Genomic DNA, 25612 nt, shown 5'->3' on the forward strand with positions numbered 1-25612 from the left:
CAGCTATTTGATTTCTTATGAATTCGTTCAGGTCTCGACACGATCGAGCATCCAGACGGTCAACGGCGTCGTCAACAGGAGTGGAATCCAGGCCGCCTGAACCGGTTCAGCCACCTGCAGGGCGGGCAGAAACCGCACTGCATAGGTGCTGCCGATGATGGCGAACAGCCAGAAGCCGCACTCTCCCGCATTGACGATCATTCCCCGGCTTTCCTTCTGGAGAATGACCGGGATCGCAATCCAGATCATCAGCCCGGTGAGAAACGGTTCGATCACTCGGGCATGGAAATTAAACTCGAGGTCTCGAGCGGTGTTGTTGTCGATGGCGGGACTGTTAATCCGCTCGACAAGTTGAGCAGTGCTCAGAAAGCCGCTCGACTCCTTGGCTTTATAAATGAGGTCCGGCGTCACATCGCTGACGACGAAGATATTCTCCGGCTGCTTGGAACGCAGCAGATACGATTTCCCCTGTTCGGTCAGCGGGATCTCGGTCATTGATGGATTCGCGTTTCGCAACAGCCACCCGGAAGGTCGATTCCCCTGCCGTGGATAAAACTCAGCTTCATCGGCTTTCAGGCAGATCATGTCCTGGCCGGCAATCTCGGGCGGCAACACGAACGCCGCTTTCTCAATCCGCTGTGTATGCGGGTAAACCGCCCAGCCGTCGATCAGAATCTGGGACGCATGGTCGTATCGCGGGGCGACGAGGTGCAGCGTTTCGGCTCCGCCTCCGCCACGGCTTGAATGCAGATGATGCACGGCGTCTCCCAGGAAGACTTCCCGGTTGACCATCTTCATACCGACCATCACGCAGGCCCCCATCAATAAGGCGGGAGCAAGAACGCGATACGTCGGAATTCCGGCCGAGAGAAACGGTTTGACCTGGCCGCGACGCTTGCACAGCAGAAGGGTCGTCAGTCCCGACATGGCGATCATGGGAACCGAGGCGGCGTCAAAAATGAACAAGCCCATCTTGCCGTAGTAAGCGGCAATATTCAGCACGATCGACAACGGCTTTCCATCGCTGTGATTGACGAAGTCGTCCACGTTGTCGAACAGGTCGATCACCGTGAACAGCCCCAGAATCACGCACAGATAGACGGCGTTGACGAACAGGAACTGTCGAAAAAGTTGACGTTCAAACGTGGTGAGCATGGTCGCGCTGGCAACATCCTTGTCGCAACGGCTGATCGGTCAGATTCCGCAAATCCTTCGCGGTTCGGCAGGTGCGCAGAATCGCCCTGTCGAGAAGAGCCGGATCCTAGCACACCCCCGCCAATGGACGCGAGACCAGATTTCCCGAGAGCCGGACAAGAAAATGAAGAGAATAGCGAGACTTGATAACTCATTCGTAGCTGCGGCATCTTGCCGCCGAAAGGACGCGGGAACCTCAGACCACGTTGAATCGCTTCGACCGATTCTCCGCCAGTAGCCTGGAACCTGTTCGCTGTCGAACACGCACAAACGGCGGCAGGATGCCGCCGCTACGAGAGGGCCGGCCCGCCCCTGCTGGTCCCCGTAAAACTCAGGCATTTTCCCAGGATGCCGCCAGATCTCCCAGCCGGCTCATCACTCCAAAGACGAGACTATCGACCTGGACTTCCCGGCCTGACAGGTCGCTCAGCCCCGGGACTTCCGGAGCCAGCGGTGAGGCTTCCAGAATCAGACTGCCGTGCTGAAGCACCGCACCCTTTCGACGACGCTGGGCACTCCCCAGGACCTTCTGTCCATTGCTTAGGACATCATGCCGGTCGCCGCGGAGGAAGCAGAGGAACTCGCCATTCTGAGCGGCCAGCTCTTCCCCCCGCATCTGGACCGGAATTCCCTGTTCGGCCAGTGCTGCGATGAACGCGGTATGGACGATCGCGTAGAGTGACGTTGGATTCTTTGCCAGCGGATGAGCAGCGGGGAGGGCGAGGCTATAGGTCAATTCGCGGTCGTGGAGAATCGCTCCACCGCCGGAGAGTCGTGTGACTGCGGGTAAATCGGCAAATCGTTCCGCGAGCGGCGCACGCTGCTTCGCCTGAAAATGACCGAGACTGAGGGTCGCTTCGGCCCAGCGGTAGAAGCGGAAGGAGATCTGTTCATCGTCGATGGCCCGCGCGAGCAGTTGCTCGTCGATGGCCATATTCTCTTCGCCGGAGCGCGGGAAGAACTCGAGAAACAGGGAGCCGACGGCTGTGGAAAAGTCTGTCTGCATCCCTGTCCTCAACGCCCTAAATATACGACGGGACCGTTTCTTTCACGCCCTTGGGAGCCTCAACTTCGAAGGCTGTCGGACAGGGGCAGTAGCTCAGCACCGGCTCGCGGGCCGCCTTGACTTCATCTGGACGACTGACTGGCGTCGTTAGCGGAGCGCTCCGCAACGTCTCCGGATCTTCGGCCAGAATCGCCTTGATAGTATCGGCAAACCGATCGAGGGTGAGCTTCGATTCGGTTTCCGTCGGCTCCATCATCATCGCTTCCGGAATGACCAGTGGGAAGTAGACCGTCGGGGCGTGGAAGCCGTAATCGAGCAGCCGCTTCGCGATGTCCATCGCCGTCACGCCCTGCTTCTTCAGCGGAGCAGCGGACGCGACGAACTCGTGCATACAGCGATCTCCGTTGGGGACGTCGAGGACATCCTTGAGCTGCGACAGTAGATAGTTGGCGTTGAGCACGGCGTGTTCAGAAACTTCCCGAAGTCCGACGCCGCCGAGCGTGCGAATGTAGAAGTACCCCCGCAGCAGAATGCCGATGTTGCCAATAAACGACCGCAGCTGACCGACCGACTTGGGTGGCTTCGACAGCTTGTAGACCGTCTTGCCCTGAGCATCGGTTTCACGGGTCACGATTGGCCCCGGCAGGTAGTCGCCGAGGAAATCACGGACCGCAATCGGCCCTGCACCCGGCCCGCCGGCTCCGTGAGGGCCAGTGAAGGTCTTGTGCACGTTGTAGTGCATCATGTCGCCGCCGAAGTCGCCGGGACGCGTCTTGCCGAGAATGGCGTTCATGTTCGCGCCATCGATGTAGACGAGTCCGCCGACATCGTGCAGCATCTCGCTGATCTTCTGAATGTCCTTCTCGAACAGTCCGATCGTGTTCGGATTCGTGATCATGAACACGGCCACTTCTTCCGACAGGTGCTGCTTCAGATCGTCGAGATTGACGAGCCCGGTCGAAGAAGGTTTCAGCTGGACGCACTTGTAACCGGCCATAGCCGCACTGGCGGGATTCGTGCCGTGAGCACTCGCCGGGAAGACAACGGTTTTCCGGTCCTCGCCTTTGCTGGCGAAGTAAGCCGAAGCCGTCAAAATCGCGGCGAACTCGCCCTGAGCCCCGGCGGCTGGATGCAGCGACACCGAAGGCAGTCCGGCGATCTCTCCCAGCATTTCCTGCATCTCGTACAGAACAGCCAGGAGCCCCTGAATATCATTGGTTTCGGCATAGGGATGAGCGTTGATGAAGCCGTTCATCCCCGCCCAGCGTTCGTGCCGCTTCGGGTTGTACTTCATCGTACAGCTGCCGAGCGGATAGAAGTGCGTATCGACCGACATGTTCCGCTGAGACAGACTCACATAGTGCCGAACGATATCCCCTTCGGACAACTCGGGCAGACTCAACGTGTGATCCGCGCGATGTTCATCGGGGATCTGCGAACTCGTGCCGGCTTCGGCCAGTTCTTCCGGCGGGAACGCGGTCGCGCGGCGTCCGGGAACGGAGAGATCCTGCAGAAGCTGAAGGGCGATTTGATTTTCCATGGCTGCGGCCAAATCGTGAAAGAGTCACAAAAGGAAATGAATTACCGGCTGAGGGCGGCAACGAGGCGGTCGATTTCGTCGAAGGTCCGCTTCTCGGTGACAGCGATCAGCAGTGAGTTTTCCGGAACACCATTCGGGAACTCGAATCGATCCAGAACAGGTCCGAGGTTGAAGCCGGCGTTCTGAGCAGCGGCGATCACCTCGTCCACCGGACGGTTGAACTGGAAAACGAACTCTTTGAAGAACGGCTGGGCATACGCCAGTTGTCCCACGCCAGCTTCCGTCAATCGATCGGCCAGGGCGGCTGCTTTCTGGTGACACTGATCGCCCAGCTCGACAAAGCCTTTCGGGCCGAGCTGAGAAATGTAGACCGACGCCCGCAGAGCCATCAGCCCCTGGTTGGTGCAGATGTTACTGGTCGCCTTGTCGCGGCGGATGTGCTGTTCACGCGTCTGGAAATTGAGCACGAACGCACGGCGTCCATCGCGATCCACAGTCTGTCCGATCAGACGTCCCGGCATCTTGCGGACGAACTTCTCACGACAGGCCATGATGCCGAGGTAAGGCCCGCCGAACTGTAGCGGAATACCGAGCGACTGCCCTTCCGCCACGGCAATGTCGATGCCGTAGTCGCCGGGCCGCTTCATCACGCCGAGACTGACCGGATCGAAGACTTCGATCGCCAGAGCCCCGGCTGCGTGAGCCTGATCAACGACGGACTGCACATCTTCAAAGCAGCCGAAGAAGTTCGGATGCTGCACGACGACGGCTGCGGTCTGATCGTTGATCAGCGAGCCGGCCTGCTGCCAGTCGGTGACACCATCGACAGCGTCGGCAATGACGATCTCGCATTCGTTTCGCATCAGGTACGTGCGAACAGTTTCGATGTATTCGGGATGCACCGTTCCAGAGATGACGACCCGGCTGCCTCGATTGGTCGAGCGGATCGCCATGATGATCGCTTCAGCCAGAGCACTCGCCCCTTCGTACAGGCTGGCATTGGCGACGTCCATGCCGGTGAGGGCGGTGATCAGCGACTGGAATTCGAAGAATGCCTGCAGCGTCCCCTGACTGGCTTCTGGCTGATAAGGCGTGTAGGCGGTGTAGAACTCGCCGCGGGAGCAGATCTCATCGACCGTCGCCGGGATGAAATGATCGTAGGCTCCGCCCCCCTGGAAGCAGACGCGGTCTCCGTGCGTGGCGAAATCGGAACTGATTTTCCGGAGCATCCGGTCGAGTTCGATTTCCGACAGCGCCGGCGGCAGATCAAGTTCGCGATTGAGCCGCACGTCTTCGGGCAGCTGCTCGAAAAGATCGTCGAGGTTTTCGACCCCGATCGCGGCCAGCATCTGCTGTTGTTCTTCCGGGGTTGCAAATAGATAGGACACGCTGTTCGATCCTGGGTGCGTGGGGTGATCGAAGAAGGTTTAGGCCGGGAGGAAGGCTCAACGGGCCACGAGACAGCTTCCATTGGCGGCAGCCGGTTTCATGAGCGGGATAAACCTGGGATCACTTCACGGATAAAGCGAAGGAGTTCTCGACCGGCGCTGCCGCATTATAGACAACTCCGCCTCGAGCTACAGTCGCTGCGGCCCGAGAAATTGAAGCTGTGACAATTTGACCGAAGCGGGAATCAGTGCCCTTCTTCGTCGCAGAGCTTTTCGTAGGCGGCTCGATCGAGGAGAGCATCGATCTGAGACGGATCACTCGGAGTCAGCCGGAAAATCCAGCCAGCCTCAAACGGGCTGTCCGACAGTTTTTCCAGTTCGTTCTCGAGCGACTCGTTGACTTCGGCCACAGTGCCATCGAGGGGCGAATTCAGCTCGCCGACCGCTTTCACACTCTCAATCTCGCCGCAGGTTTCGCCCGCTTTGATCTCGCTTCCGACCTTCGGCAGATCGACATAGACCAGATCGGTCAGCTGAGAGACGGCGAAGTCGGTAATCCCGATCGTGGCGACGTTGCCGTCCCAGTGCACCCATTCATGCGTCTGCGAATACCGGAGGGAAGAAAGATCCATCCCGAACACCCCTGTCTGCCAATAAGGAGAGAATACTGTGTGAAGCGGCGCCTGCAGATCCGGGCAATTGGAACCGGGGACGGGCGAGCTTCCGCGTTGAACAGCGTCAATTCTGCACAGACGGGAAAGACTCTGCCACCCTGCCGGCTCAAAAAAGCGGCATTCGCGGTCGCCGGGGCTTCGCGGATCCCTACTTCTGTTCGAAGTCGGCGATTTTACCGAGACGGCGGGCGTGGCGGCCCCCTTCGAATTCGGTCGTCATCCAGATGTCGGTCATGCGATCGACCAGCTGTTCGCCGAGCAGTTCCGCAGACAGGCAGAGCACATTGGCATCGTTGTGACGACGGCTCATTTCCGCAGTCACTTCATCGTGACAGGCCGTGGCCCGGACGCCGGAGAATTTGTTGGCGGCAATGCACATGCCCATGCCGGTGCCGCAAATCAGAATACCACGATCCACTTCCCCGGCTGCAACAGCCTTGGAAACTTTGATGGCGAAGTCGGGATAGTCGACACTCTCACCAGATTCCGGGCCCATATCCACGGATTCGTGTCCCAGGTTGGTGAGTCGATCAAGAATACGCGATTTCAGGTCAAATCCCCGGTGATCGCTTGCGACGGCTACTTTCATTCGGATTCTGTCTCACAATGTTCGGGCGATCCTCGATCGGAAGGATCGAAAGATCGGGAGGCTTCCAGTCATCCCGGATTTCGGGACATTTCACCAGCTGCAGCACTGAAAGCAGCGGACTCGGCTCACTTATCCAGGTGAGCAATCAGGTCATCGACGATGGGCTTCAAATTCGCCTCAATAACGTCTTTGCACTCTCGATAAATCGCCAGATCTCCACCGATTGGATCCGGGATGTCGCGGCCGTCGCGGCCGAGGACCGAGACCCGATCCTGGAGTTCGGGACGATGCGTGACGATGATATCACGATGATGTCTGGTCAAAGTATACACATGATCGGAGCGTTCCAACAGCGATTGTGTCAAAGGCTGGCTCTGATGAGCCGTCAGATCGACGCCTTCGGCTGCGAGTAATTCAACCGCCTCGGCACTGGCCGGCAACCCGTAATCCGCCGCGATCCCGGCGGATGCGACTTCAATTCCGTATCGTGAGACCTCGGACGGTGAGCAGTTCAATCGTTCCGCAAGCATTTTGCGACACAGGACTTCCGCCATCGGACTGCGGCAGGTGTTGCCAGTACAAACGAAAAGCACGCCGGCGCGACCTTTCTCCAGAATCGTTGATTCATTCATTTCGCTGGACGGAATAATTCTGACTCCCTCGTCGGAAAACTCCACGATAGCGGGCGGACCATCGGCCTGCACGATGCCGGTCTCGATCACGTAATTCAAACAGTTTGGAAGGCAGTCTACAAGGCTGGACGCTGTTTGACAGCAGCGAAACGCCGTGTTTCCAGTGATTTCCCTAGGCCAGAGCAGGTAGAGCGGCCAGGCCGTGTAAGGATGGATAAACTTGGACAGAGATCCCGAGCTGGCCAGAACCGATCGGCTGGTCGACACCTGGGACCAGGCGACCCGCCGCGTTTCCGACTCCAGCAGGGAAAGATCCTCGGGTCGGTCGAACAGCAAAGTCTTGTTCGTCGAAGGAAATCGCAGCACGAGAGAACCGGCTGCCGAACGGGACAGGAGCCGCCACGCCGGCTTGGGCAACTCAGGCAGGTAATCGTGAATCTCTTCGGGATGCCGCAACGCGAGGACGATCTCGGCCGAATTCTCCCCCCCTTCGAGGCAACTGTGCAGCTTTCGGGCACTGCGACAGGCCGCCGCGTAGCCGTAATCAGTCGCTACCCCGACGATCTCGCCAGCCGCGAGCCGCGCAACCGCTTCCTGTCCAGCATCGACGCTATCGTCCAGATCGTGACAGGTTCGCAAAATCACAAAACTCGTTTCCCGAAGCCAATTTAACGCTCGTTTGACGCAGGCGCTGCGTCACCGGCCGTCTGCAGTTGCCGACATGATATCAGTCTTCGTCCCGGACGGCGAAAACAATCTGTTCGGAGTTTTGCGTGAAGACCGGATCGCCATCCGAAATTCGTCCAGAATCGCCCGCTCTTAGCGGTTTTCGTACCGTTCGCGACTCCACTCTCGAGCCAGATCACAGAGAATCTCGAGCGTCGACTGGTCCGCCGAGGTCGCCACAATACCGGGCAACCGCAGCATATCGGCCCGTTCATCCATCCACATTTCCGAGAAATTCACGGTCTGACCATCGTGAACCCAGACCGAGTCGCCTCCCAGTTGTCGGGCGATCTGCCACGAGACCGGGTAATCATACACATTGGGCGTGTGAATGAGCGAACCGCCGAATTCGCCCGTCGCCAGCAACGGGTAAATGCTGCCGGGCATATCATCCGGAGCCACGCCTTCCAGCCCGGCCCGCGTCACATCTTCGGACCGTTCCACATCCCGCTGCTGGAAGCCGATCAGATAGATCTTCTTTGAATGCGGGCGAGTCTTCGCGTCAATCGGGGTGAGGGAATCGAGGACATCCCGGGCCGGGCGAGCTGGATCGTCTGCTCCGGTGACGATTCGATCGGGATGAACTTCGACCCAGCCGCCATGTTCGCCGAACGCCGGCAGATAGACCAGCGAATAGATGACCTCATCAACGGTTCGCAGATGCAGCATCACCGCGTAGCCATCGCCGCTTTTGTCCCGGAACTGCTTGGTGCCGTCGATCGGATCCAGAGCGATGATGTATTCGCCTTCGGAGGCAAACCGGGTCAGATCGCCGGTCGATTCCTCGGCTTCAATCCGGCATTTGAGCAGTTCCGGAGCCCGATCCCGCATGGCATTGATGAGCAGGTCCTGAATCGTAAGATCAGCCAGCGTCAGGGCATCGGTCAACGCGCTGCCGGACGTCTTAGCCGTGATCGCAATGTTATGCTTGCGGAGTTCCCGAGCCAGGCTGCCGGACCAGCGCATCACGTCCGGCATGTGTTTCGACAGGGCGGCGATGATTTCTTTACGCATGGCAATCTTCACTGGGGCCGGGGACGGAGCCCTGTTTTTCAGGGCGAGAGAATGGCCGGCAGTGTAAACGAGACTGTATTCATCGTACAGTCAGCCCAATTCTCAGGCCGAGAAATCAGCGCTGGGGGCTCGCTTCAAGCGTTTCAATCTTCGCAATTTCTCGAGAATAACCGTAGCGATCAAAGTCAACGCCCATCCATTTCTGGACAGCAAGTGCCGCTTCCTCCGTCAGATAGGTATGAGCACCGTCCCGCTGACCGACAGTCGGATTCAGCTGCGGCAATTTCCCGCCCCGCCCCATGACAAAGGGGAGCTGAGCGAAATCGCGTTCCAGATGCTCCATTCGCAGAATCGTGCTGAAGTTGATGTCGCCATGTCGGGCCGACTGCGTCATCAGGAGTTGCTGTTGTGAGGACGACATGTCTCCCAGATGCGGCTGGACGGAGGCGGCCCACCGGGCGAACGCTTCGAACGAATCGGGGTTCTCGCACATCTGACGGAACTGATACCGGTCCTTGCCCCGCATACAGGTGCTCCACCAGATCGAAACCGCTCTGGTGTAAGGGTTTCTGCATGTCGTGAAGAGCAGCCAGTCCGAGGGAATCTCGCTGACATCGCAGCAATGGAAGTCGCCGTAGCGGTGACCGTCGTAGCTGGAAGTGAGCACCTCATACAGTGAGTTCGTGCCCCCTTTGACCGTGCTGACAAACGCGTATTGCCATTTCGGAGAGATGACCATCCCTGGTTCTCCTGCTTGTTCAGGAAGTCCATTTCGACACAACAACAGATGCAGTGTAACTCCTTGCCGGAAAACGACAAAGACGCATTTCGCTGAGCCCGGCTTTAAAAATCCCGGAATGGCCCCCTTGGCTCCGCCTTCTCCATATTCTCCAGCCAGCGCTCATACCGCCCGGTGACCATTTTCAGAATTTCAGGATGAGACTCGCTCAGATCGTTCGATTCGCCGATGTCCTTCGACAGATCGAACAGCCCGCCCGCCTTTCCTTTTTCATCGACCCATTTGTACTGGCCGACACGAGCCGCCTGCAGGTCTCGCCGTTTCCAGAACATCTCCTGCCTCGGCGAGTCGACTTCGCCTTTGAGCGTGGGCCACCAGTTGAAGCCATCCAGGACCAGGTCAGCCGGGATTTCCGTCCCGGTCGCAATGCAGAGACTGGGCAGCAGTTCGAGCGATGTCAGGAAGGCGTCATTCACTTCGCCAGCCGGGATGCCTCCCGCAGGCCAGCGGATCAGACAGGGAACACGAATCCCCCCTTCCCACATCTGTGCCTTGTGTCCGCGAAGCGGCGAATTATCGGCTCCGCCACTGCCGCCGTTATCGGAGAAGAAAATCACAATCGTGTTGTCGAGTTCGCCGCGCTGTTCAAGCTCATCGAGCACCTTGCCAATCGCGGCATCCATGCACGTAACAGCCGCCCGGTAATCGCGCTGACGGGCTTCCTTCGTCACAACACGGGCCGCGCCTCCATAGCGATACGCGGCGACGTCACGATATTCCGGCTCCACGGGCGGATACATCTTCTTGTATTCCTCGGGAGCCTGGACGGTCGTGCGGATCTCCGGCTCCAGAGCCGATGAGTTGTGCGGTGCATTGAACGGCAGGTAGAGAAAGAACCGCTGCTGCCCGGCGGTTTCATCAACGAACCGCAACGCTTCGCGACCAAACAGATCGGTGCAGTAGGTCCCACGATCTTCCTGCGTCGGCTCGGTATTCCGATACATGCTTGGCACGCCGTACCGCTCGTGCGTGAAATAATCGATGCCGGTATTCACGAAGCCATAGAACTCATCGAACCCGCGTGCGGTCGGCAAATAGCGTTTCAGCGAACCGAGGTCCCATTTCCCGAAGATGGCCGATCGATACCCTTCGTCGCCGAGCAGATCGGGAATCATGATCTCCCGTTCGTCCATCCCGCCGATGCGTTCGAACGTCACTTCGTACTCCGACGGCTTGTACCTGTGACCGTAGTCCGGTGCCTCGTTGCGGATCATATCGTAGATGCCGTTCCGCTGCGGATAACGCCCCGTCAACAGACTGGCCCGCGATGGCGTGCAGGCCGGCCAGGCGACATAGAAGTTCGTCAGCCGCGTCCCTTCCCGTGCCAGCCGATCGAGCGCCGGCGTGATGAGGTCCTCGTTGAGCACCCCGAGATCGTTGTACCCCTGATCGTCCGAAACAATCAGCAGGACATTCGGTCGCTCCCGTTTCGCCTCGGCTCGAACATCGAGAGCCGTCAACAGCGTGCAGATCAAAAGGAGCGAACAAGCAAAGGAGCGAATCATGGCGGGATCCTGTTTTCGTGTCGAAATTAAGAACGAGCAGGCTCCCGTTAGCATTACGACTTCGCTTCCAGACTGAAAGCCAATCTCCCCCGTGCCGAACAGTATTGGCAGGATGCCATGCAACGCCGTTCACTAAATCCTGAGGACGTGGAAGCCAAGTTGTTGGGCCGGGCGGATTTCCTGTGGTTTGGCCGGTCGGATTCTCGGAGGACGCGGCGGCTTGTCGTTCTTCTTTTGGGGCCACAGTCGAGATCGCTTTGTTTTTCTCGATGAGACCGGCCTGGACACAAAGATGATCCGCCGCTACGGCTGGGGACCGAAGTCCACTCGAGTGATCAGTGAAGTCCCGTTCGGGCACTGGAAAACAACGACGTTTCTGGCGGGTCTGACCACACGTGGCTTCATTGCCCCTTTGGTAGTCGACGGCGCCATGAACGGGGAGATCTTTCCTGGCTACGTGCAGCAGCACCTGCTGCGAGAACTCCGGCCGGGAGACATCGTGGTCTTGGATAATCTCTCCAGCCATAAGCGATCGGGAGTCAGAGAAGCGATCGAGTCCGCGGATGCCAGCCTGGTTTATCCGCCTCCCCGAGGTCATGGATCAGTACAGCGGAACGAAATGCTGTAACTATCTCCGACACTGCGGTTATACTGCAGGCAATTATGAAAATGCTCTAAGCTCAAAGACAAGCATGCCCACGCGAGCGTGGGGATGGCACCCGGGGGGATGTCCGGCGATGTGGGCAATAAAGAAAAAGAGCACTCGTCTGATTCAGACGAGTGCTCTTTTTGCGTTGGACGCGTTGTCAGTCGCAGTGATTACGGGCTGACGATGATACGAGTTTCACCGCCGTCGTCGGCCAGAGCGGCTGCACCCAGTGCAGTACCGGTGATGGCGAGGCCGAGGGTGATGGTGTCGAGCGGATCGCAGAACAGACCCGACTGAGTCCGGGCGGTGGCACCGCTGACGATCAGAACGTTGTTCTTGGCGGCCGGCGGAGCGATGTGCGTATCCCAGGCACGGACGAGTCCCTGACCCTGTCCGGCCTGCAGTTCGTAAATGCCTGTTCCGAGACCGGCGACGGCGAACTTGCCTTCGGCGTCGGTCACGGCTGTGGCAACGACTTCGCTGTTCTGGCGAACGGAAACCTTGGCTCCGTCGAGAGGCTTCCCCTGTCCATCGACAGCGCGACCCTGAAGGGTTCCCGCTTCGGACAGAGCAACGTCGTTGATCGCGGGCTTGGTCGCGGTAGTTGTGCGAGCAGTCTCCGCCTGGGCGAACATCGGGGCGAGGATCAGACTGCAGCAGGCCAGTCCGGTCAAAAGTGATTTCATCGTTAAGTCCCTTTCCTGGGTAGGTTCCGTTTTGTGTGATGGGATGCGAGAGGGGAGTTCAGGGTCAGCCTCCTGCCGACCGGTGAATCTGTATTGCGGGAGGCTGGACACGGTCCAGTACTGTGGAACGTTGGAGCAAAAGACTTCGTCGTGAAGTATTTCACACGCTACGGAAAAGTAATCGTACTCGAGATGGGGTTCCCGCTTTGGTGTTGCCCGTCTGAGCAACGCGGGCGGATCTTTGAGAATTCGGCGTGATGCGTCAAGCGATCTTTTACAACCCCGGTGGATTTGAACAAGTTACATCATGAGAAGAGATTTCGCGGTCGATAACCGTCTGATTTCAGGTTGCAGTGCCTTCGCTGAGCGATGCTTTTGCAGTCAACTGCTGTTGACCTGTCACGCAACGGGTACAGCTTCGCGGGGTCTGGCGATCCGGCCGTGCGACGGCCGGATCCCACTTCCCGTGTCTTACTTCGCTGCGGCTCGCGGCGGCAGCACCGGACGCGACGACTTGGCCAGCATCTCCGTGCGATAACTGCGGAGATAGCGGGTCAGAGTGCGTTCGATGTGTTTCTTGCGCGATTCGAACTCGGTTTCGTCAATCGAAGTTCTCGATGCGAGATCTCCCATGGTCGTCAACGACTGTTGACAGGCTTCAATCGAGTCCTGGAGGTCGATCAGCAGCACAGGCTGCGAGATATCGGTCTTACCGCGTCGCATCTGCCAGCGAACCTTCAGGACTTCGAGCAGGGCGTTCATCTGATCGTATCGTTCTTCGTCGGGCAGGTTGACGTCGCCATTGAGCAATTCCAGCGAGCGATGGATGCCTCGGACAGATCGTTCCTTTCGTCCACCGAAGTGGACGGCATGCAGCCAGTGACGCAGTTCCCGGTCGGGTTGAGCCGGTTCGCAGCGCTGGTAGAGTTTGGCAATTTCCGCATGCATGAAATGACTGATCAGTGGATCGTACGGAGCCTCGAAATCTTCGACCGCGGTCAGTGAAGACAACGTGCACGGGGTTTCCTGAGTCGCTTTGCCCAGGCTCTCGAAGTAGGCAATGCGTCGTCGGTCTTCCGGATGCATTTTCTGCTGCAGTCCTTCGCCCTTGACCGGCTCGATGATCGAACGCGGGTTGTCCTGAAGCCGCTTTTTGACCGACTTGCGGTAGACCCAGAACTCGTCGGGATGATTTTCAAGGACTTGTTCGCGGGCGGCGACATCGGAGAGTCGACGCAGAATGTCGTCCACAGCTTTGTCGCCGGCGTAGTGGTTCATTAAGCGACGCGGTTTGGCGGCCAGCAGGTTGCGGACTTCGTTCCACTTGTCGGCCCACCGCATCATCTCGGCATAGCGTCCAAACGCTTCGGTGCCTCGGAAGACTGAGGCTGGTCCGAAGTCGCGGGCGTCGTCGAGGTCTTCGAGTTCAAAACGGGCGAGGTTCATGGCAATCGACCAGTCCCAGCCGACTCGAGCCAGGCTGCGCTGGACCTGCGGAGCAGAAATGCGATCAATCAATCCTTCCGCCAGGACGTTCTCCTTGTTGCGAGCCGCCACGAAGAGGAGTTCTCCGGGGGCGGTATCGAAGGCCGTCATGTAGCCAAAGGATCGCTGCAATGTTTTCGCGAGGCTCGCGAGAACACCGGGACCGTAATCGGTGAAGACGAACCGCTGGCAGTAGATGCCGTTCTCGCTCAACAGCTGCGACATCTCCTGATAGTGAATCTCGTTGAACTCGTGAGCCGCCCGATAGCTGGCTGAGTGATGAGGCGACTCGATGATGACATCGTATTTTCGGTCACCATGGTACCCGGCTGTGGTGGAGAACCGAACGCGGTCGTCAGCGGTGGCGACGTCCATGGCTGGAGCCAGGAGGCCCTCTTTCATTTCCGACCAGAGTCGGGAGTTCGCATCGCAACACTGCACGTTGATGACCGGGAACTCGAGTGCCGTTTCCAGAGCCAGTCCGCCTTCGAGGCCGAGCAGCAGCACATCGCGCGGAGCCGGATGAAACGAGAGCGGAAGCACGGCACTCAGCAGCGTGCCCGTGGGCTGCGGAACGACTTCATCGTTGAGGCTGATTCGTCCCTGAGGGATGCCGTTCATCCGAATCTGGACGTGCGTGCCCTGATGCTTCCAGTAGGAGAGCGTGCCGTCCGGAGTTTCTTCAATCTTCATCAGCCGGCTGTCGTCCAGTCCGGCCAGTTCATCCAGTCCGGTCCCGTTGTGCCAGGCGATGAACGAGTTCGTGGAGAACAGAGTCCGAGCTGACAGGGCCGGGTCATAGAGCCATGGCATTGCCGCCGCTGCAGCACCGGCCGCTCCAAAACCGACACGCTTGAATACGCCCCGACGTTCCCGTAAACCACTCCAGTTGAATGACACTGGCTCAAGCCGAGTTGCGAGGAGTACCAGGCCACCACAACAGGCGAGCATCAGAACCGGAAGGCCGGTGACGGTCAACACCTTCGGTGCAATGGCGAAGGCAACGAGAAACGCAGCCGTCGGCAGCAGACGGGACAGGGGCGAACATCCGGACGACGTACAGGAAATCAGCACACGACCGGCGAGAATTCCAACGGGCATCAGCAGAATGTGAATCGCGAGGGCTCGTGTCAGCATCGCCAGCGGAACAATTGAGATGGTCGCTGAAATGACGAGGTAGGCGCGAATCCACAATGGGAACGCGGCATAGAGCACCACGATGACGGCAGCGAGCCGAATGAGCGAAGCGTTTCGGAAAAATCGAGCCGAAACAAACGCCCCGAACAGCAGAGCCGTAATTGAGCAGTAGAACAGGAACGTCGACTCCGGCTGCAGCTGAGCCAGATATCGGAACGCGGTCGGAATCAACAGGCCGAGGATGATGGCCAGAGACGCAGTCACCCAGAGTGACTCAGAACGGACAGACTGCGGGCGTTTCTTCGCTCTCGTGGCGAACAGGGCGGAGCGGTTGGATGTCGCCAGGTGCATCGTCAGCAGCAGGCAGCTGGCAATGGCAGCGGTCCAGTAGGTCGGCAGAGCGACCGGGAGAGCAATGCCTCCCAATGCCAGACCTGCCGTCAACCCAAGTAGAGTCGATGTTCCAGCGCCGGACTTTCGAGCCGGGATGAGGCTACAGCGAGCCGCGTAACAGAGCACGGCCAGCAGCAGGGCATGAAGAAGGCCGACTGCGACGGTTCCGGAAGTCGCGGAAACCAGCGTCATACTCGCCGAATGCCAGGCGGGCCACCATGTGGGACTGAGAGCAGTCAGGAGTGTCAGTGTGCCGGCGGCAACGGATCGGCTCCAAGTCCGATCGATGCCCGGCAGTGCGGTGGCGATCAGCAGGCCGACTGCTCCGCCAAGCCCCACGATCGAGCCGAAGCCCCACGTGGTGATTAGCAGATGGCACCAGAAGACAGCGGTGACCGCAATCAGAAGAGCCGCGAAGAAGCTTCTGCTTCTGCAGCTGATGCGGGAAATCGCCCGGAAACGGACGGATTTGGATTGTAGAGGACTCGTTTTGGCGTCCATGCCACCCCTCGCGAAGCGTCGTTGTCGTACGTGTCCCGGGCCCCTCCCGGACGCTTTCCGTCGGAGTTCTAGACGATTTCCCGGTTACAGGGCAAGACGTGCTGAGCGGAACTGCTTTGCAGCCAACGCTCTGGACACATTTCGCCCGGGCGGCGGATTCGTCCGGTGGATTTGGAAATAGGTCTGAAAATGCATAGAATCAGGGACATCTTTGCCTTGGTAAGGTCCTTCCGAATCACTTGATGCATGACGGGAACTCTACGTGACTGACGCAACCCTCGCCCCGGAACTTGCAGATCGGGCCAAGCAGGCCCGTGAAGCACTCGACAAGCAGGTTGTCGAGATCGTTCAACTTCACTTCCATCCCGAGCAGGGAGCTCCGTTCTGGCTGGAGAAGGCCAAGACTTATGACTTCGATCCGCTCAAGGATGTGAACTGTTTTGACGACCTGAAGAAGTTCCCGCTCTTCGAAGACGACTGGCTTCGTGGCGGCCCGGTGCGTCGCTTCCTGCCACAGAAATGGTACGACAAGCCGACTTACGTCTTCGAGACCGGCGGCACGACCGGGATTCCGAAGAGCCGCTGCGTCGTCGACGACTTCCGCATCGACTACGAGCAGTTCAGCCACACGCTGCCCGATGAGAGTTTCCCCAAGGGCGCCAACTGGATGATGCTCGGGCCCTCGGGGCCGCGGCGGCTCCGGCTCGCAGTCGAACATCTCTGCCAGTACCGCGGCGGGATCTGTTTCTGTGTCGACCTCGATCCCCGCTGGGTCGTTAAGGTGCTCAAGAAGGGAAAAATCGACGAAGCCAAGGATTACAGCGCCCACGTAATCGATCAGGCCATGACGATCCTCTCGGCTGGTCACGAGATTCAGTGCATGTTCACCACGCCGAAGCTGCTCGAAGCGCTCGCTCTGCGACTGATGGACGAGGGCAGCAGTATTGCCGAAGCCGGTATCAAGGGCATCTTCTGCGGCGGGACCGAGTTCACGCAGCAGTGGTACCGCTTTGCCCGCGAGGAATTGCTCGGTCCTGATGTGTACATCACGCCGACCTACGGGAATACACTGATGGGCCTCGCCTGCGGCAAGCCGTTCGTTCCGGAAGACAACTTCAAGATTACTTATTATGCGCCACAACCCCGAGCCGTGGTTGAAGTCGTCGACTTCGACAATCACGAACAGGTTGTCGGCTACGATGAAACCGGTCGCGTGAAGCTGTACACGCTCACGCAGGAATTGTTCATTCCGGGCTTCCTGGAGCGGGATGAAGGTGAACGCGAGCTGCCTCACGAGAAGTATCCGTGGGACGGCGTGAGCGGCGTGCGGCCCTATCACATCTTCGCCAAATCGACGACCGTCGGAGTGTACTAAACTCAGTAAGTCGAGAAGTCAAAGGACGTTCCGGCAATTGGCCGGGGCGTCCTTTTTTTTACGCGCATTCGGCAAAACCGATTTCTTCTGTTCAACCGCCCTGGGCGGAACTTTCGGGTTTGTCTACGCGAGTGGAGCAGGGAGCGTCGATGAATCAGAGGACAGGCCACGTGAAGTTTTTTCGTCCTGTTCCCGGTCTCAATGCTAGAAGCCCGCCCGATGGAAGTTCCTGGGGGTGGCAGGAAAACGACAATGTCTCTACGCCGCTCGCGTTCGCTGCTTCTTGCCCTCCTGACCTTGATTCTGGCAGCTCCAGTTTCCGTCGTTCAGGCCGAGACGTACCACTTCATGACCGTGTTCGGGTCGCAGTGTCAGCCTCCGAAAGGAAAGTACGTCCATTCGTTCGCCACGTTCGTCCGCGCGACCGGGTGCGGCGATGACTGGAGCAACTACGATCTGGAAGTGCACACGATCAGTTGGCTCCCGGCGACGATGGACATCAAGCCCTGGAAGATGGTGCCGGAAGAGGGAGACAACTACTCGCTGAAACAGACGCTCTGCTGGGCGTGGGAAAACGGGGCCGACGTGAAGAAGTGGGGGCCGTATCAGATCTCGTGCGACACGTATCAGCGTGCGGTTCATCGCATTGGCATCATGAACAAAGATCTGCTGTCGTATCAGGCGATCGATCCGGTCTATCTCACTGAAATCAGCAACTGCATTCACGCGATTTCGGGGGTCGATCCTTACGATGGACGGACCCGTTATCCGCTTGTACGAGTCGGCTATTCAGCCAGTGAACATATTGCTGAAGTTTTCCTTGAAAATGGCCTGATTCTCGACGTGGAGGCCAACCATTGCTGGCTCGACCGCCGCATGGGGCTGACTGGCCTGCCGATTGAAACCGGCCAGCTGGAAGCTCCTCTGATGCAGGCCGGAATCGGTCGCACTCCGCGGGCGGCCTCCGAGGTTCAATTCCCCGAAGTTCGCGTGCCGGTCTGCCCTGATTTCGTGGTTCCAGCGGGTTGCCGTCACTGCCTGGGACTCCGCTGATCGGCAAAGGTTCACTCCAATCGCGATCGCCTGGATGCCTTCGGGTTTTCTCCGGGCGATGCTCCACTTTTGCGTCTCGATATCGACGTCTCCCCAACGGTCGCATCAGTGGTTGCTGATTCGTCTCTTTCGCGCAATCTGATCATCCCTTCTGTTCGCTTCGTGCAACGTTAGAAGTCCGCTAAATTAGCGTGCTTCTCCATTTTTCCTGTTGCACCCCGCCTGTTGATGATGGATTATCCATCTCAGGTTGTTTGTGTTTCCCAGTTTACTGCTGATGTGCTGCTCGACTCAGTGGGAATACGCAATCACAGGCCGGTTTATAGATTCTTGAGAGGGGAGAACAGAAGATGGGTAGTCAGTTAAAGGCATCGCTGCTGCGGTACCTGGCAATGGCATGTCTGGTGGCAGTTGCTACTCCAGCGATGGCAGGACATTGCAACACGTGTGCGTCTCATTGCGCGAAGGCATGCGAGAGTTGCTGCGACGATGCCTGCAAGGGCGGAGCCTGCGAGTACGAGATCGTCGAAAAGACGGTCATGAAGCCGCGTTGGGTCACGGAAACAAAGACCATTCACGTCACTGAGTATGCAGAAGAAGAGCGCGAGAAGACCTACACGGTCCGCAAGATGGTTCCGAAGACGGAAACCCGGACTCGCGAAGTCTCGTACACGGAGTGGGCCGAAGAAGAACGCGAAAAGACCTACACCGTTTACGAAACTGAAAAGGAAGAAAAGGAAGTCGAGTACGAAGTCATGGTTCCTCGTGACGTCGTCAAGACGGGAACCCGTACCGTCATGAAAGAAGAACGGGAAGACGTCGAGAAGACGTACACCGTTCGCGTTCCTCACGAAGTGACCAAGACCGGCACCCGCAAGGTGATGAAGCCGGTTTGGGTTGAAGTCGAGAAGGAATACACGCGGATGGTTCCGGTCGAAGAAGTTCGCACCGGTAGCCGTTGCGTCTACGACGTCGTCAAAGAAGAGAAGACCCGCCTGGTCACGATCAATCGTGGACACTGGGAATGCGTGACCGAAGAATGCGGTTGTGCGGGCGATCAGAAGGCCGAAGCTCCCTGCAAGTCCTGCTGTGCACCCTGCAACTCCTGCTGCAACAGCGTCTGCTCGAAGTGCTGCGGTAAGGGTTCGATCACCAAGCGATGCTGGGTTCCGGAAATCGAAGAGAAGGAAGTCAGCTACACCGTTTGCAAGCGAGTTCCTCGCCACGAAGAGTACGAGTACACCGTGACCGTCTGCAAGCCGGAAACCTTCACCAAGACGGTTAAAGTTTGCAAGTGGGAATGCGTCGAAGAAGAGTACGAGTACTGCGTCACCGAGTGGAAAGAAGAAGAAAAGACCAAGATGGTCACAGTCGTGAACTGTGTTCCGGTTGAAGAAGAATTCGAGTACACCGTGACCGAATGCGTTCCGGAAACTCGCACCAAGACCGTGGTCTGCTGCAAGAAGGTTCCCGTCGAAAAGACCAAGACCTACACCGTGAAGGTCCCGGTCGAAAAGACTCGCACCGAAGAATACGACGTCACCGTTCGTGAGTGCGTCGAAGAAGAAGTGACCAAGGCCTACACCGTTTGCGTGCCGGTCAAGGTTGAAAAAGAAGTTGAAGTGAAGGTCTGCCGGATGGTTGAAGAAACCGTCGAGTGCAAGGTCTACAACAATGGCAACCGCTGCGGTCATTCGAACTGCCGCAAGTGCTGCAACTAGTTGACTGAGTGAAGAGCGAGTAGCAGTAGTCTCCCTGCTCCCGACCGACTGAGCCGCTTCCTGGTGGCTCGGTCATCGGGGATCAGGAGTCTGCAATCAGCAAAAAACCCGCAGGCGACTTCAGGTCACCGGCGGGTTTTCTTTTGCGCGTCGCGTCCGTGCAATAAGCGATTCCGCTTCAGTCGATCCAGCTGTTGCTCCGCATCCAGTTTTCCGCCAGTGTGGACCAGGCGTTTGTGGCCGGAATCGAGCGGCCCAGTCCTACGCCATGGCGACCCGCCTGGAAGATGTGCAATTCGCCGGGGACTTTGTGTTCGATCATCGCCTGATAGAACAGCACACTGTTGAGCGGTGGGACCGCTGTGTCTTCGAACGTGTGAAACAGGAACGTCGGAGGTGTTTTGTCGGTCACCTGAAGTTCGTTCGACATCAGTTCGACGAGATCCTCCGGGGGATCGGAACCGAGCAGGTTTTTGCGCGATCCGCCATGCGTCGTCGGTGTCTTCATCGTAATGACCGGATAACAGAGAATGCCAAAATCGGGCCGGCAACTCTGCTGGTCGACTGGATCGCTGGCTTCGGAATTTCCTTCGTCGAAATGCGTGACCGCGGTCGAAGCCAGATGGCCGCCGGCGGAGAAGCCGAGCACGCCCACCTTGTTCGGATCGATTCCGTACTCTTTGGCATTGGCCCGCACGTGCCGAATCGCCCGCTGCACGTCGTGCATGGGAACCGGATGCTGATAGGGCGCGAGCCGGTACTTGAGGACGAATGCGGTCACGCGATTCGAGTTGAGCCATCCTGCGATCTCGGCTCCCTCATGCCCCATGGCGTGTCCACCGTACCCGCCGCCCGGGCAGACAATGACGGCACACTTCTTGTCGAATCGCACTGACGGTTGGTAGACAGTGACCGTGGGACGATCAGCCGGCTCATCGCCTTTGGCCGCCGGAGCACCGTCCGGCCAAAGTTCCACTGTCGTCGGTGTGACGAGGTCTTCGGCACGAATCAGCCCTGCCGGCAGAATCAGCAGCGTGAGTAGAAATGCGAGCAACGTTTTCATTGAAGTTTCCTTCCCAGAGTTGTCGGAACGGGTTTGATTCGCTCGTGATATCAGCGCACGTTGAAATTCACAAGCGGGTTCGATAGACGTCGCGATTCGACCTTGAACGTGAATCGCGACACCCCCGTCACGACACCGCGACAGTCGTCTATACGGGGCGGAGCAGGCCTGAGGCCGAGAGTTCGTTGCGGCAGACCTGTTCGAGGCCGTCTTCGGCGGTGAGGGCAACGAACGAAGCATGAGCACGCCGCGTGGCAATCATCAGGCCTTCGCGCAGGCGGTTGAGTCGTTCTTTGTAAGTCTGAATCGCGGACTGTGATACGATCATGTCGGCATGATGCAGCGATTCGATGTCGATCAGGCGGCGACCGCCAGTTGATTGCGGGTTCCATTCCCAATCGGCCAGGACCTGAATCAACCACAGCGCACTGGCTCGCGTCGCCAGACGCTTGACGAGTTGATCGGGATCGTGCGGGAAAAGAAAGTCGCTGATGACGATGCGAATCGACTGCGGCTTGAGCGTGAGTGCACTCTGGTTGAGCAGCTCAGACAGCGATTCCGTGCCGTCGAACGAGAACCGGCGGGCTTTGCCCAGCGAATTCAGATCGAGCCGCAACGGAGGATATACGGAGTTCAGCAGGTGAATCGCAGGAGCGCCGCCGAGACGGCCGGTCAGCTGCGCCAACAGGCTGGTCAACTGCAGCGCCAACTGCTGTTTGACGCCGTTCTGCGTTGTCATCGAAATCGAGCCGTCGACGATGATCTCGGTGCGCGGGCTGATCTCTTCTCGGAACAGTCGGACCATCAAGGCATCGGAGCGGGCGTAGGCGCCCCAGTCGACGTGCCGCAGATCGTCGCCGGGCACGTACTCACGGTATTCCTGAAACTCAAGCGAGCTTCCGGTGCCGCGGCCGAGCAGTTCGCCGGTTCGTCCCGCGGTCGGCAGTCGGGGCAGGCCGAGTTGATAGCGCGAAATTGCCTGCTGGACGACCGGGTCATTCAGCACATCGGTCTGCGGGGGCGGTGGAACTGGCTCAGCCATGGCGTCCGACCCTCAAGGGGGACAAAAGAAAAACACCCGCTGGAACGAACCAGCGGGTGTTGCCTTCATTTAGTCGATTGTGCGGATGCGAATGTTCCGCCAGGAGACTTCATAAGGGCCAGTGCCCTTCTTGATGCCGTGAACCTGCAGACCGATGAAACCGGAAGGATGCGTTTCATAGATCGCTTCGTCGGTCAGGTCGGAGACCATGTTGCCGTTGATCCACGTCTTGATGTTCGGTCCATTGGCGACGATGCGGAAGCTGTTCCACTCGCCATCCTTCATGTGCTTGTGAGGAATCAGCTGATCTTTGGGAGTCAGCCAGCCGCGTCCGGTCGCTTCGCCATAGACGTAACCGGCTTCGGCTCCTTTCTCGCCACTGGCTTCGATTTCGACCTGAGGGCCATACACGCGGCCGAACTTCTCGTCGTTGCCCTTTGGCTCCTTGGTCTTGGAACGGATCTGGACTCCGGAGTTCAGTTGGTCAGCCACTTTGACTTCAAATTCCAGCTCGAAGTTACCGTAGTCTTTCGGAGTACACAGGAAGGAGTTCGGGCTGCCTTCATTGGTCTTGCCGACGATGGCGCCCTCTTCGACGCGGTAGGTCGCGGTGCCGTTCTTCTGAATCCAGCCATCGATCGACTTACCGTCGAACAGCGACTTCCACTCGCCAGCTGCGGCAGTTGAGACCGACAGGGCGAGAGCCAGAACGGGAATCAAACAGATACGTATCGAGGTCATGCAAAGTTCCTTGAGGTGAGATCAACAGGGATGCAGCGCCGCTTCATGAGGGCGTCATCGGAATGGCAGTTCTACCCGGCCGCAGTCATCGCGCCGGCAATTCATATCGATGATCCGTTATAGGCAGATTGGGAGATGGAAATCAATCCAGTGGCCGCCGGGCGGACACGACGAATCTATTGAGCGGATGGCTCAGACGCGTGCGTCTGAGTGGCAAAGCCACAAGAGGTCGCTAACCGGCGGTTTTCGTGTTTACAGCCAGAGCTTGATTTGAGACTTCGAAACAGATCCCACGCTGCACCGCTTCTTCCTGTGACTTCGTCACCCAGACGTGCACGTCTGGGCCATCCCTGATACGACGTTGATTCCGCTGTCACGGTTTCCGGTTACAGACAGGAATCAGTAGATGGCAGTTTCGGGAATTCTCTGCAGACGAAGACCTTAGGGGTGGCCCTGATCGCTGTGCTATCAGGGCGGCGCGGCGGTCGGAAGATGCAACTGCCGCATGCCTCAACGTGCTCCCTTTCGCCTGTTTTTCGGGTGACAATCCTGTCTCTTGATTCGACGTCCAATTCCACTTCGCCAACGGCTGCGCCGCCCCGAAAGAATCTTTCGGGGCCACCCCCTTTCGGTAACTCAGGAGTATGTCCGACAATGTTGGCCACTGCAGAGGAGTGCCAGTGTGTGAATGTGACGGCTGGCCTACAGAACAATTTCTGTGCCGATTCCGCGGTTGGAATAGATTTCGAGCATCAGGGAGTGCGGAATGCGGGCGTCGATCAGGTGGACCTTCTTCACGCCGGCGGCCAGGGCATCGAGAGAGGCTTCGACCTTGGGGATCATGCCGGAATCGATGATGCCCTTCTTGATCAGATCGCGGCACTGTTCGGCGTTGAGGTGCGATTGCAGCGTGGAGGGATCGTTGCGATCGAGGAAGATGCCGGGAACATCGCTCACGAAGATCAGTTTCTCGGCTCGCAGATGTTGTGCGACAGCCGCCGCGGCGGTGTCGGCATTCACGTTCAATTTGCCGCCTTCGCTGTCGAGAGCGATCGAGGGCAAAATGGGAATGGTGTCGCTGCGGCAGGTTGCGAGGAGCACATCGCGGTTGATACCGGTCACATGGCCGACGCGGCCGAGGTCGATCTGTTCGCCATTCTCGTCGGTCATCAGCAGTGGTTCGCCATTCAGCACCGGCTGCGTGAGATGATTCAGTCCGACGGCTCGTCCTCCCTGGCTGCGGATCTCATCAACGAGATGCTCGCAGATCTCTCCGGCAAGAACGCGGGCGGCGATTTCGAGGGTCTGCTCGTCGGTATAACGGCGGCCGCGAACAAACCGCGGTTCAATTCCTTCTGCCGCCACGGCCTTGTTAATCGACTTTCCCCCGCCGTGCACGAGAATCGGCTTCACCCCCACGGTCTCCATGAAGATGACGTCGGTGAGAAAACTGCGAACCGAGTCTTCCTCTTCGAGGGCGCTGCCGCCCAGCTTGATGACGACATGGCGATCGCGAAACTGACGGATCCACGCGCCCGCTTCGACAAGAGTCCTCGCTTTACGGACGACATCGTCTTGAGACAGCGGAGAAGAGTGTTCAGTGGATGCGGTCATGACGTGATAGTGTCCGGTCAAAATTAAGTCGAAAAATAATCACAGGCCGAAAACTCGACCGGGGTTCCCCATTGTGATGAACACTCCGGTTCTGACGGGTTCGGCGGGATTGTAGCAAAACCAGTGTCAGACACCCATTTTGGAGCAGATTTCCCGAGATGCAATCGCATGACCCGTTTCCGTGGCACGTCCCCTTAATTACGTGGCGAATGAGCGACCGCGGAAAGTGTCTCGAAGTTTTTGTGGTGGAAAGCCCGCATCCCGTTCGATAACTCGTCTTAGGATGCGTAGCAGAGAACAGCCCGCGACCCGCTGGTGAAGAAAAGAATTCTTCACGGTCGCAGCAGCCGCAGAACGCGGTTTTTGGGCACTCTGATCAGGCAGGATCGCAAGTTGAGGGACCAACGGGAGTCGGCAGATTGACTCTTTTTCGCATCACCCGCGCTACCGCTTCAGGAGGTATGCATAACGGCGCTGGTACGAGAAATGCATGGACTGCATGTTCCGGGACGGAATTTTGTAAACATGGACTGCACCATTCGATTGACAACGCGCAACTAGTTTGGACCCGAAACAATGCACTCACACACGTCTCTGGAATTCCTGATCAAGCAAGCGGAACAACTCGCGGAGAAACGTGCTCGCAAGGACATCCGTCCCGGCTGGCTGACCGAGTTCATCTACGAAGCCGCCGAGCTGTTCGTGCCTCTCGCCGATACCGGCCGTGTTGGTTATGACTGTCGTTACAACGAAGGCGGCTGGCAGGTCCTGTTCTACCTGGGCGATGCCGAAATCTTTGGCGGCCGACATGACGGCTGCCGGGCCCGCATGGCCTTCGACTTCGACCTGAAGCTGCTGCTCGACTGCTTCTCTCGCGTGGACTCGATTCTCTACCGCACTCTGCGGGAAGATCTGGATCTGCAACTCGAAGAAGGCAACATGATCGAAATCGTCGGCTGCCTCAAAGAAACCGAAACAAGCGACGCGGTGACCGTGGGCATTCTGTCTCGTCCGCCGGAAGAAGCCGGCCCGGGCATGCGGATGCTGCCCTCCGGAGCTGTCGAACCGGTGTAGTTCGAACTGAC

Annotated in this window: 21 protein-coding genes; 5 read left to right on the forward strand and 16 right to left on the reverse strand. The window is 58.2% G+C overall.

All coding sequences use genetic code 11. From position 1 onward, the window contains the following. Positions 1 to 27: 27 nt before the first annotated feature. From L1A08_RS04975 to L1A08_RS05020, 10 genes are all read right to left on the reverse strand, one after another. Positions 28 to 1155 carry an LptF/LptG family permease gene (locus L1A08_RS04975; protein WP_238754877.1) on the reverse strand — a complete coding sequence of 376 codons (1128 nt, stop codon included), beginning with the start codon at positions 1153 to 1155 and terminating at the stop codon, positions 28 to 30. Positions 1156 to 1525: 370 nt separating this feature from the next. Further along, on the reverse strand, positions 1526 to 2200 hold the full coding sequence (locus L1A08_RS04980) for a lipoate--protein ligase family protein (RefSeq protein ID WP_238754879.1): 675 nt from the start codon (positions 2198 to 2200) through the stop codon (positions 1526 to 1528). Between the two features lie 16 nt (positions 2201 to 2216). Further along, entirely contained in the window at positions 2217 to 3740 is a 1524-nt protein-coding gene (gcvPB, locus tag L1A08_RS04985) for an aminomethyl-transferring glycine dehydrogenase subunit GcvPB (RefSeq protein WP_238754881.1), read from the reverse strand. Between the two features lie 41 nt (positions 3741 to 3781). Next, on the reverse strand, positions 3782 to 5128 hold the full coding sequence (gene gcvPA, locus L1A08_RS04990) for an aminomethyl-transferring glycine dehydrogenase subunit GcvPA (protein WP_238754887.1): 1347 nt from the start codon (positions 5126 to 5128) through the stop codon (positions 3782 to 3784). Positions 5129 to 5373: 245 nt separating this feature from the next. Then, positions 5374 to 5760 (reverse strand): glycine cleavage system protein GcvH, encoded by a 387-nt coding sequence (gene gcvH, locus L1A08_RS04995; RefSeq protein WP_238754890.1) that lies wholly within the window; start codon positions 5758 to 5760, stop codon positions 5374 to 5376. 190 nt (positions 5761 to 5950) lie between these two features. Next, a complete protein-coding gene (gene rpiB, locus L1A08_RS05000) occupies positions 5951 to 6391 on the reverse strand; it encodes a ribose 5-phosphate isomerase B (protein ID WP_238754899.1) in 441 nt (146 codons plus the stop codon). A gap of 125 nt (positions 6392 to 6516) precedes the next feature. Then, positions 6517 to 7668 carry a low molecular weight protein arginine phosphatase gene (locus L1A08_RS05005; protein ID WP_238754902.1) on the reverse strand — a complete coding sequence of 384 codons (1152 nt, stop codon included), beginning with the start codon at positions 7666 to 7668 and terminating at the stop codon, positions 6517 to 6519. A 174-nt stretch (positions 7669 to 7842) separates the two neighbouring features. Next, positions 7843 to 8763 carry an inositol monophosphatase family protein gene (locus L1A08_RS05010; RefSeq protein ID WP_238754904.1) on the reverse strand — a complete coding sequence of 307 codons (921 nt, stop codon included), beginning with the start codon at positions 8761 to 8763 and terminating at the stop codon, positions 7843 to 7845. 115 nt (positions 8764 to 8878) lie between these two features. Next, complete coding sequence (locus L1A08_RS05015; protein WP_238754906.1) at positions 8879 to 9502, reverse strand: sulfotransferase family 2 domain-containing protein; 624 nt, start codon at positions 9500 to 9502, stop codon at positions 8879 to 8881. A 104-nt stretch (positions 9503 to 9606) separates the two neighbouring features. After that, the gene (locus L1A08_RS05020) at positions 9607 to 11067 is read right to left on the reverse strand and encodes a sulfatase-like hydrolase/transferase (RefSeq protein ID WP_238754908.1); all 1461 of its coding nucleotides are present in this window, start codon (positions 11065 to 11067) and stop codon (positions 9607 to 9609) included. A 220-nt stretch (positions 11068 to 11287) separates the two neighbouring features. Here L1A08_RS05020 and L1A08_RS05025 point away from each other — a divergent pair, with 220 nt between their 5' ends. Continuing rightward, the gene (locus tag L1A08_RS05025) at positions 11288 to 11695 is read left to right on the forward strand and encodes a transposase (protein ID WP_238754910.1); all 408 of its coding nucleotides are present in this window, start codon (positions 11288 to 11290) and stop codon (positions 11693 to 11695) included. A 191-nt stretch (positions 11696 to 11886) separates the two neighbouring features. Here the strand turns inward: L1A08_RS05025 and L1A08_RS05030 are convergent, their stop codons facing one another. After that, the gene (locus L1A08_RS05030) at positions 11887 to 12402 is read right to left on the reverse strand and encodes a carboxypeptidase-like regulatory domain-containing protein (RefSeq protein WP_238754912.1); all 516 of its coding nucleotides are present in this window, start codon (positions 12400 to 12402) and stop codon (positions 11887 to 11889) included. Positions 12403 to 12873: 471 nt separating this feature from the next. Next, positions 12874 to 15918, reverse strand: a complete 3045-nt coding sequence (locus tag L1A08_RS05035; RefSeq protein ID WP_238754914.1) for a hypothetical protein — start codon at positions 15916 to 15918, stop codon at positions 12874 to 12876. A gap of 262 nt (positions 15919 to 16180) precedes the next feature. On the opposite strand from L1A08_RS05035, the gene L1A08_RS05040 reads away from it, so the two are divergent. The 3 genes from L1A08_RS05040 to L1A08_RS05050 all read left to right on the forward strand — a co-directional run bounded on the left by L1A08_RS05040 (position 16181) and on the right by L1A08_RS05050 (position 20067). Continuing rightward, a complete protein-coding gene (locus L1A08_RS05040; RefSeq protein WP_238754916.1) occupies positions 16181 to 17293 on the forward strand; it encodes a hypothetical protein in 1113 nt (370 codons plus the stop codon). A 252-nt stretch (positions 17294 to 17545) separates the two neighbouring features. Next, positions 17546 to 18346 carry a hypothetical protein gene (locus tag L1A08_RS05045; RefSeq protein ID WP_238754918.1) on the forward strand — a complete coding sequence of 267 codons (801 nt, stop codon included), beginning with the start codon at positions 17546 to 17548 and terminating at the stop codon, positions 18344 to 18346. Positions 18347 to 18696: 350 nt separating this feature from the next. Then, positions 18697 to 20067, forward strand: a complete 1371-nt coding sequence (locus L1A08_RS05050; RefSeq protein WP_238754920.1) for a hypothetical protein — start codon at positions 18697 to 18699, stop codon at positions 20065 to 20067. A gap of 178 nt (positions 20068 to 20245) precedes the next feature. Here L1A08_RS05050 and L1A08_RS05055 read toward each other — a convergent pair whose 3' ends face one another. The 4 genes from L1A08_RS05055 to argB all read right to left on the reverse strand — a co-directional run bounded on the left by L1A08_RS05055 (position 20246) and on the right by argB (position 24527). Then, complete coding sequence (locus tag L1A08_RS05055; RefSeq protein WP_238754922.1) at positions 20246 to 21130, reverse strand: alpha/beta hydrolase; 885 nt, start codon at positions 21128 to 21130, stop codon at positions 20246 to 20248. A 148-nt stretch (positions 21131 to 21278) separates the two neighbouring features. Continuing rightward, on the reverse strand, positions 21279 to 22172 hold the full coding sequence (locus L1A08_RS05060) for a DUF58 domain-containing protein (RefSeq protein WP_238754924.1): 894 nt from the start codon (positions 22170 to 22172) through the stop codon (positions 21279 to 21281). Between the two features lie 69 nt (positions 22173 to 22241). Beyond that, positions 22242 to 22913 (reverse strand): 3-keto-disaccharide hydrolase, encoded by a 672-nt coding sequence (locus tag L1A08_RS05065; RefSeq protein ID WP_238754926.1) that lies wholly within the window; start codon positions 22911 to 22913, stop codon positions 22242 to 22244. A 702-nt stretch (positions 22914 to 23615) separates the two neighbouring features. Next, positions 23616 to 24527, reverse strand: a complete 912-nt coding sequence (gene argB / locus L1A08_RS05070; protein WP_238754928.1) for an acetylglutamate kinase — start codon at positions 24525 to 24527, stop codon at positions 23616 to 23618. A 576-nt stretch (positions 24528 to 25103) separates the two neighbouring features. On the opposite strand from argB, the gene L1A08_RS05075 reads away from it, so the two are divergent. Next, positions 25104 to 25601, forward strand: a complete 498-nt coding sequence (locus L1A08_RS05075) for a hypothetical protein (protein ID WP_238754930.1) — start codon at positions 25104 to 25106, stop codon at positions 25599 to 25601. The last annotated feature ends 11 nt before the right edge of the window (positions 25602 to 25612 follow it).

The sequence above is a fragment of the Rubinisphaera margarita genome (genome assembly GCF_022267515.1).
In the GTDB taxonomy this organism is placed as follows: domain Bacteria; phylum Planctomycetota; class Planctomycetia; order Planctomycetales; family Planctomycetaceae; genus Rubinisphaera; species Rubinisphaera margarita.

What these genes read in the sequence shown, in the direction of transcription:
- gcvPB (WP_238754881.1), bottom strand. Translation starts at nt 3,740, where the DNA reads ATGGAAAATCAAATCGCCCTTCAGCTTCTGCAGGATCTCTCCGTTCCC.
- L1A08_RS05020 (WP_238754908.1), bottom strand. Translation starts at nt 11,067, where the DNA reads ATGATTCGCTCCTTTGCTTGTTCGCTCCTTTTGATCTGCACGCTGTTG.
- L1A08_RS05030 (WP_238754912.1), bottom strand. Translation starts at nt 12,402, where the DNA reads ATGAAATCACTTTTGACCGGACTGGCCTGCTGCAGTCTGATCCTCGCC.
- L1A08_RS04980 (WP_238754879.1), bottom strand. Translation starts at nt 2,200, where the DNA reads ATGCAGACAGACTTTTCCACAGCCGTCGGCTCCCTGTTTCTCGAGTTC.
- L1A08_RS05065 (WP_238754926.1), bottom strand. Translation starts at nt 22,913, where the DNA reads ATGACCTCGATACGTATCTGTTTGATTCCCGTTCTGGCTCTCGCCCTG.
- L1A08_RS05060 (WP_238754924.1), bottom strand. Translation starts at nt 22,172, where the DNA reads ATGGCTGAGCCAGTTCCACCGCCCCCGCAGACCGATGTGCTGAATGAC.
- L1A08_RS04975 (WP_238754877.1), bottom strand. Translation starts at nt 1,155, where the DNA reads ATGCTCACCACGTTTGAACGTCAACTTTTTCGACAGTTCCTGTTCGTC.
- L1A08_RS05015 (WP_238754906.1), bottom strand. Translation starts at nt 9,502, where the DNA reads ATGGTCATCTCTCCGAAATGGCAATACGCGTTTGTCAGCACGGTCAAA.
- argB (WP_238754928.1), bottom strand. Translation starts at nt 24,527, where the DNA reads ATGACCGCATCCACTGAACACTCTTCTCCGCTGTCTCAAGACGATGTC.
- L1A08_RS05045 (WP_238754918.1), top strand. Translation starts at nt 17,546, where the DNA reads ATGTCTCTACGCCGCTCGCGTTCGCTGCTTCTTGCCCTCCTGACCTTG.
- L1A08_RS05055 (WP_238754922.1), bottom strand. Translation starts at nt 21,130, where the DNA reads ATGAAAACGTTGCTCGCATTTCTACTCACGCTGCTGATTCTGCCGGCA.
- L1A08_RS05050 (WP_238754920.1), top strand. Translation starts at nt 18,697, where the DNA reads ATGGGTAGTCAGTTAAAGGCATCGCTGCTGCGGTACCTGGCAATGGCA.
- L1A08_RS05035 (WP_238754914.1), bottom strand. Translation starts at nt 15,918, where the DNA reads ATGGACGCCAAAACGAGTCCTCTACAATCCAAATCCGTCCGTTTCCGG.
- L1A08_RS05010 (WP_238754904.1), bottom strand. Translation starts at nt 8,763, where the DNA reads ATGCGTAAAGAAATCATCGCCGCCCTGTCGAAACACATGCCGGACGTG.
- gcvH (WP_238754890.1), bottom strand. Translation starts at nt 5,760, where the DNA reads ATGGATCTTTCTTCCCTCCGGTATTCGCAGACGCATGAATGGGTGCAC.
- rpiB (WP_238754899.1), bottom strand. Translation starts at nt 6,391, where the DNA reads ATGAAAGTAGCCGTCGCAAGCGATCACCGGGGATTTGACCTGAAATCG.
- L1A08_RS05075 (WP_238754930.1), top strand. Translation starts at nt 25,104, where the DNA reads ATGCACTCACACACGTCTCTGGAATTCCTGATCAAGCAAGCGGAACAA.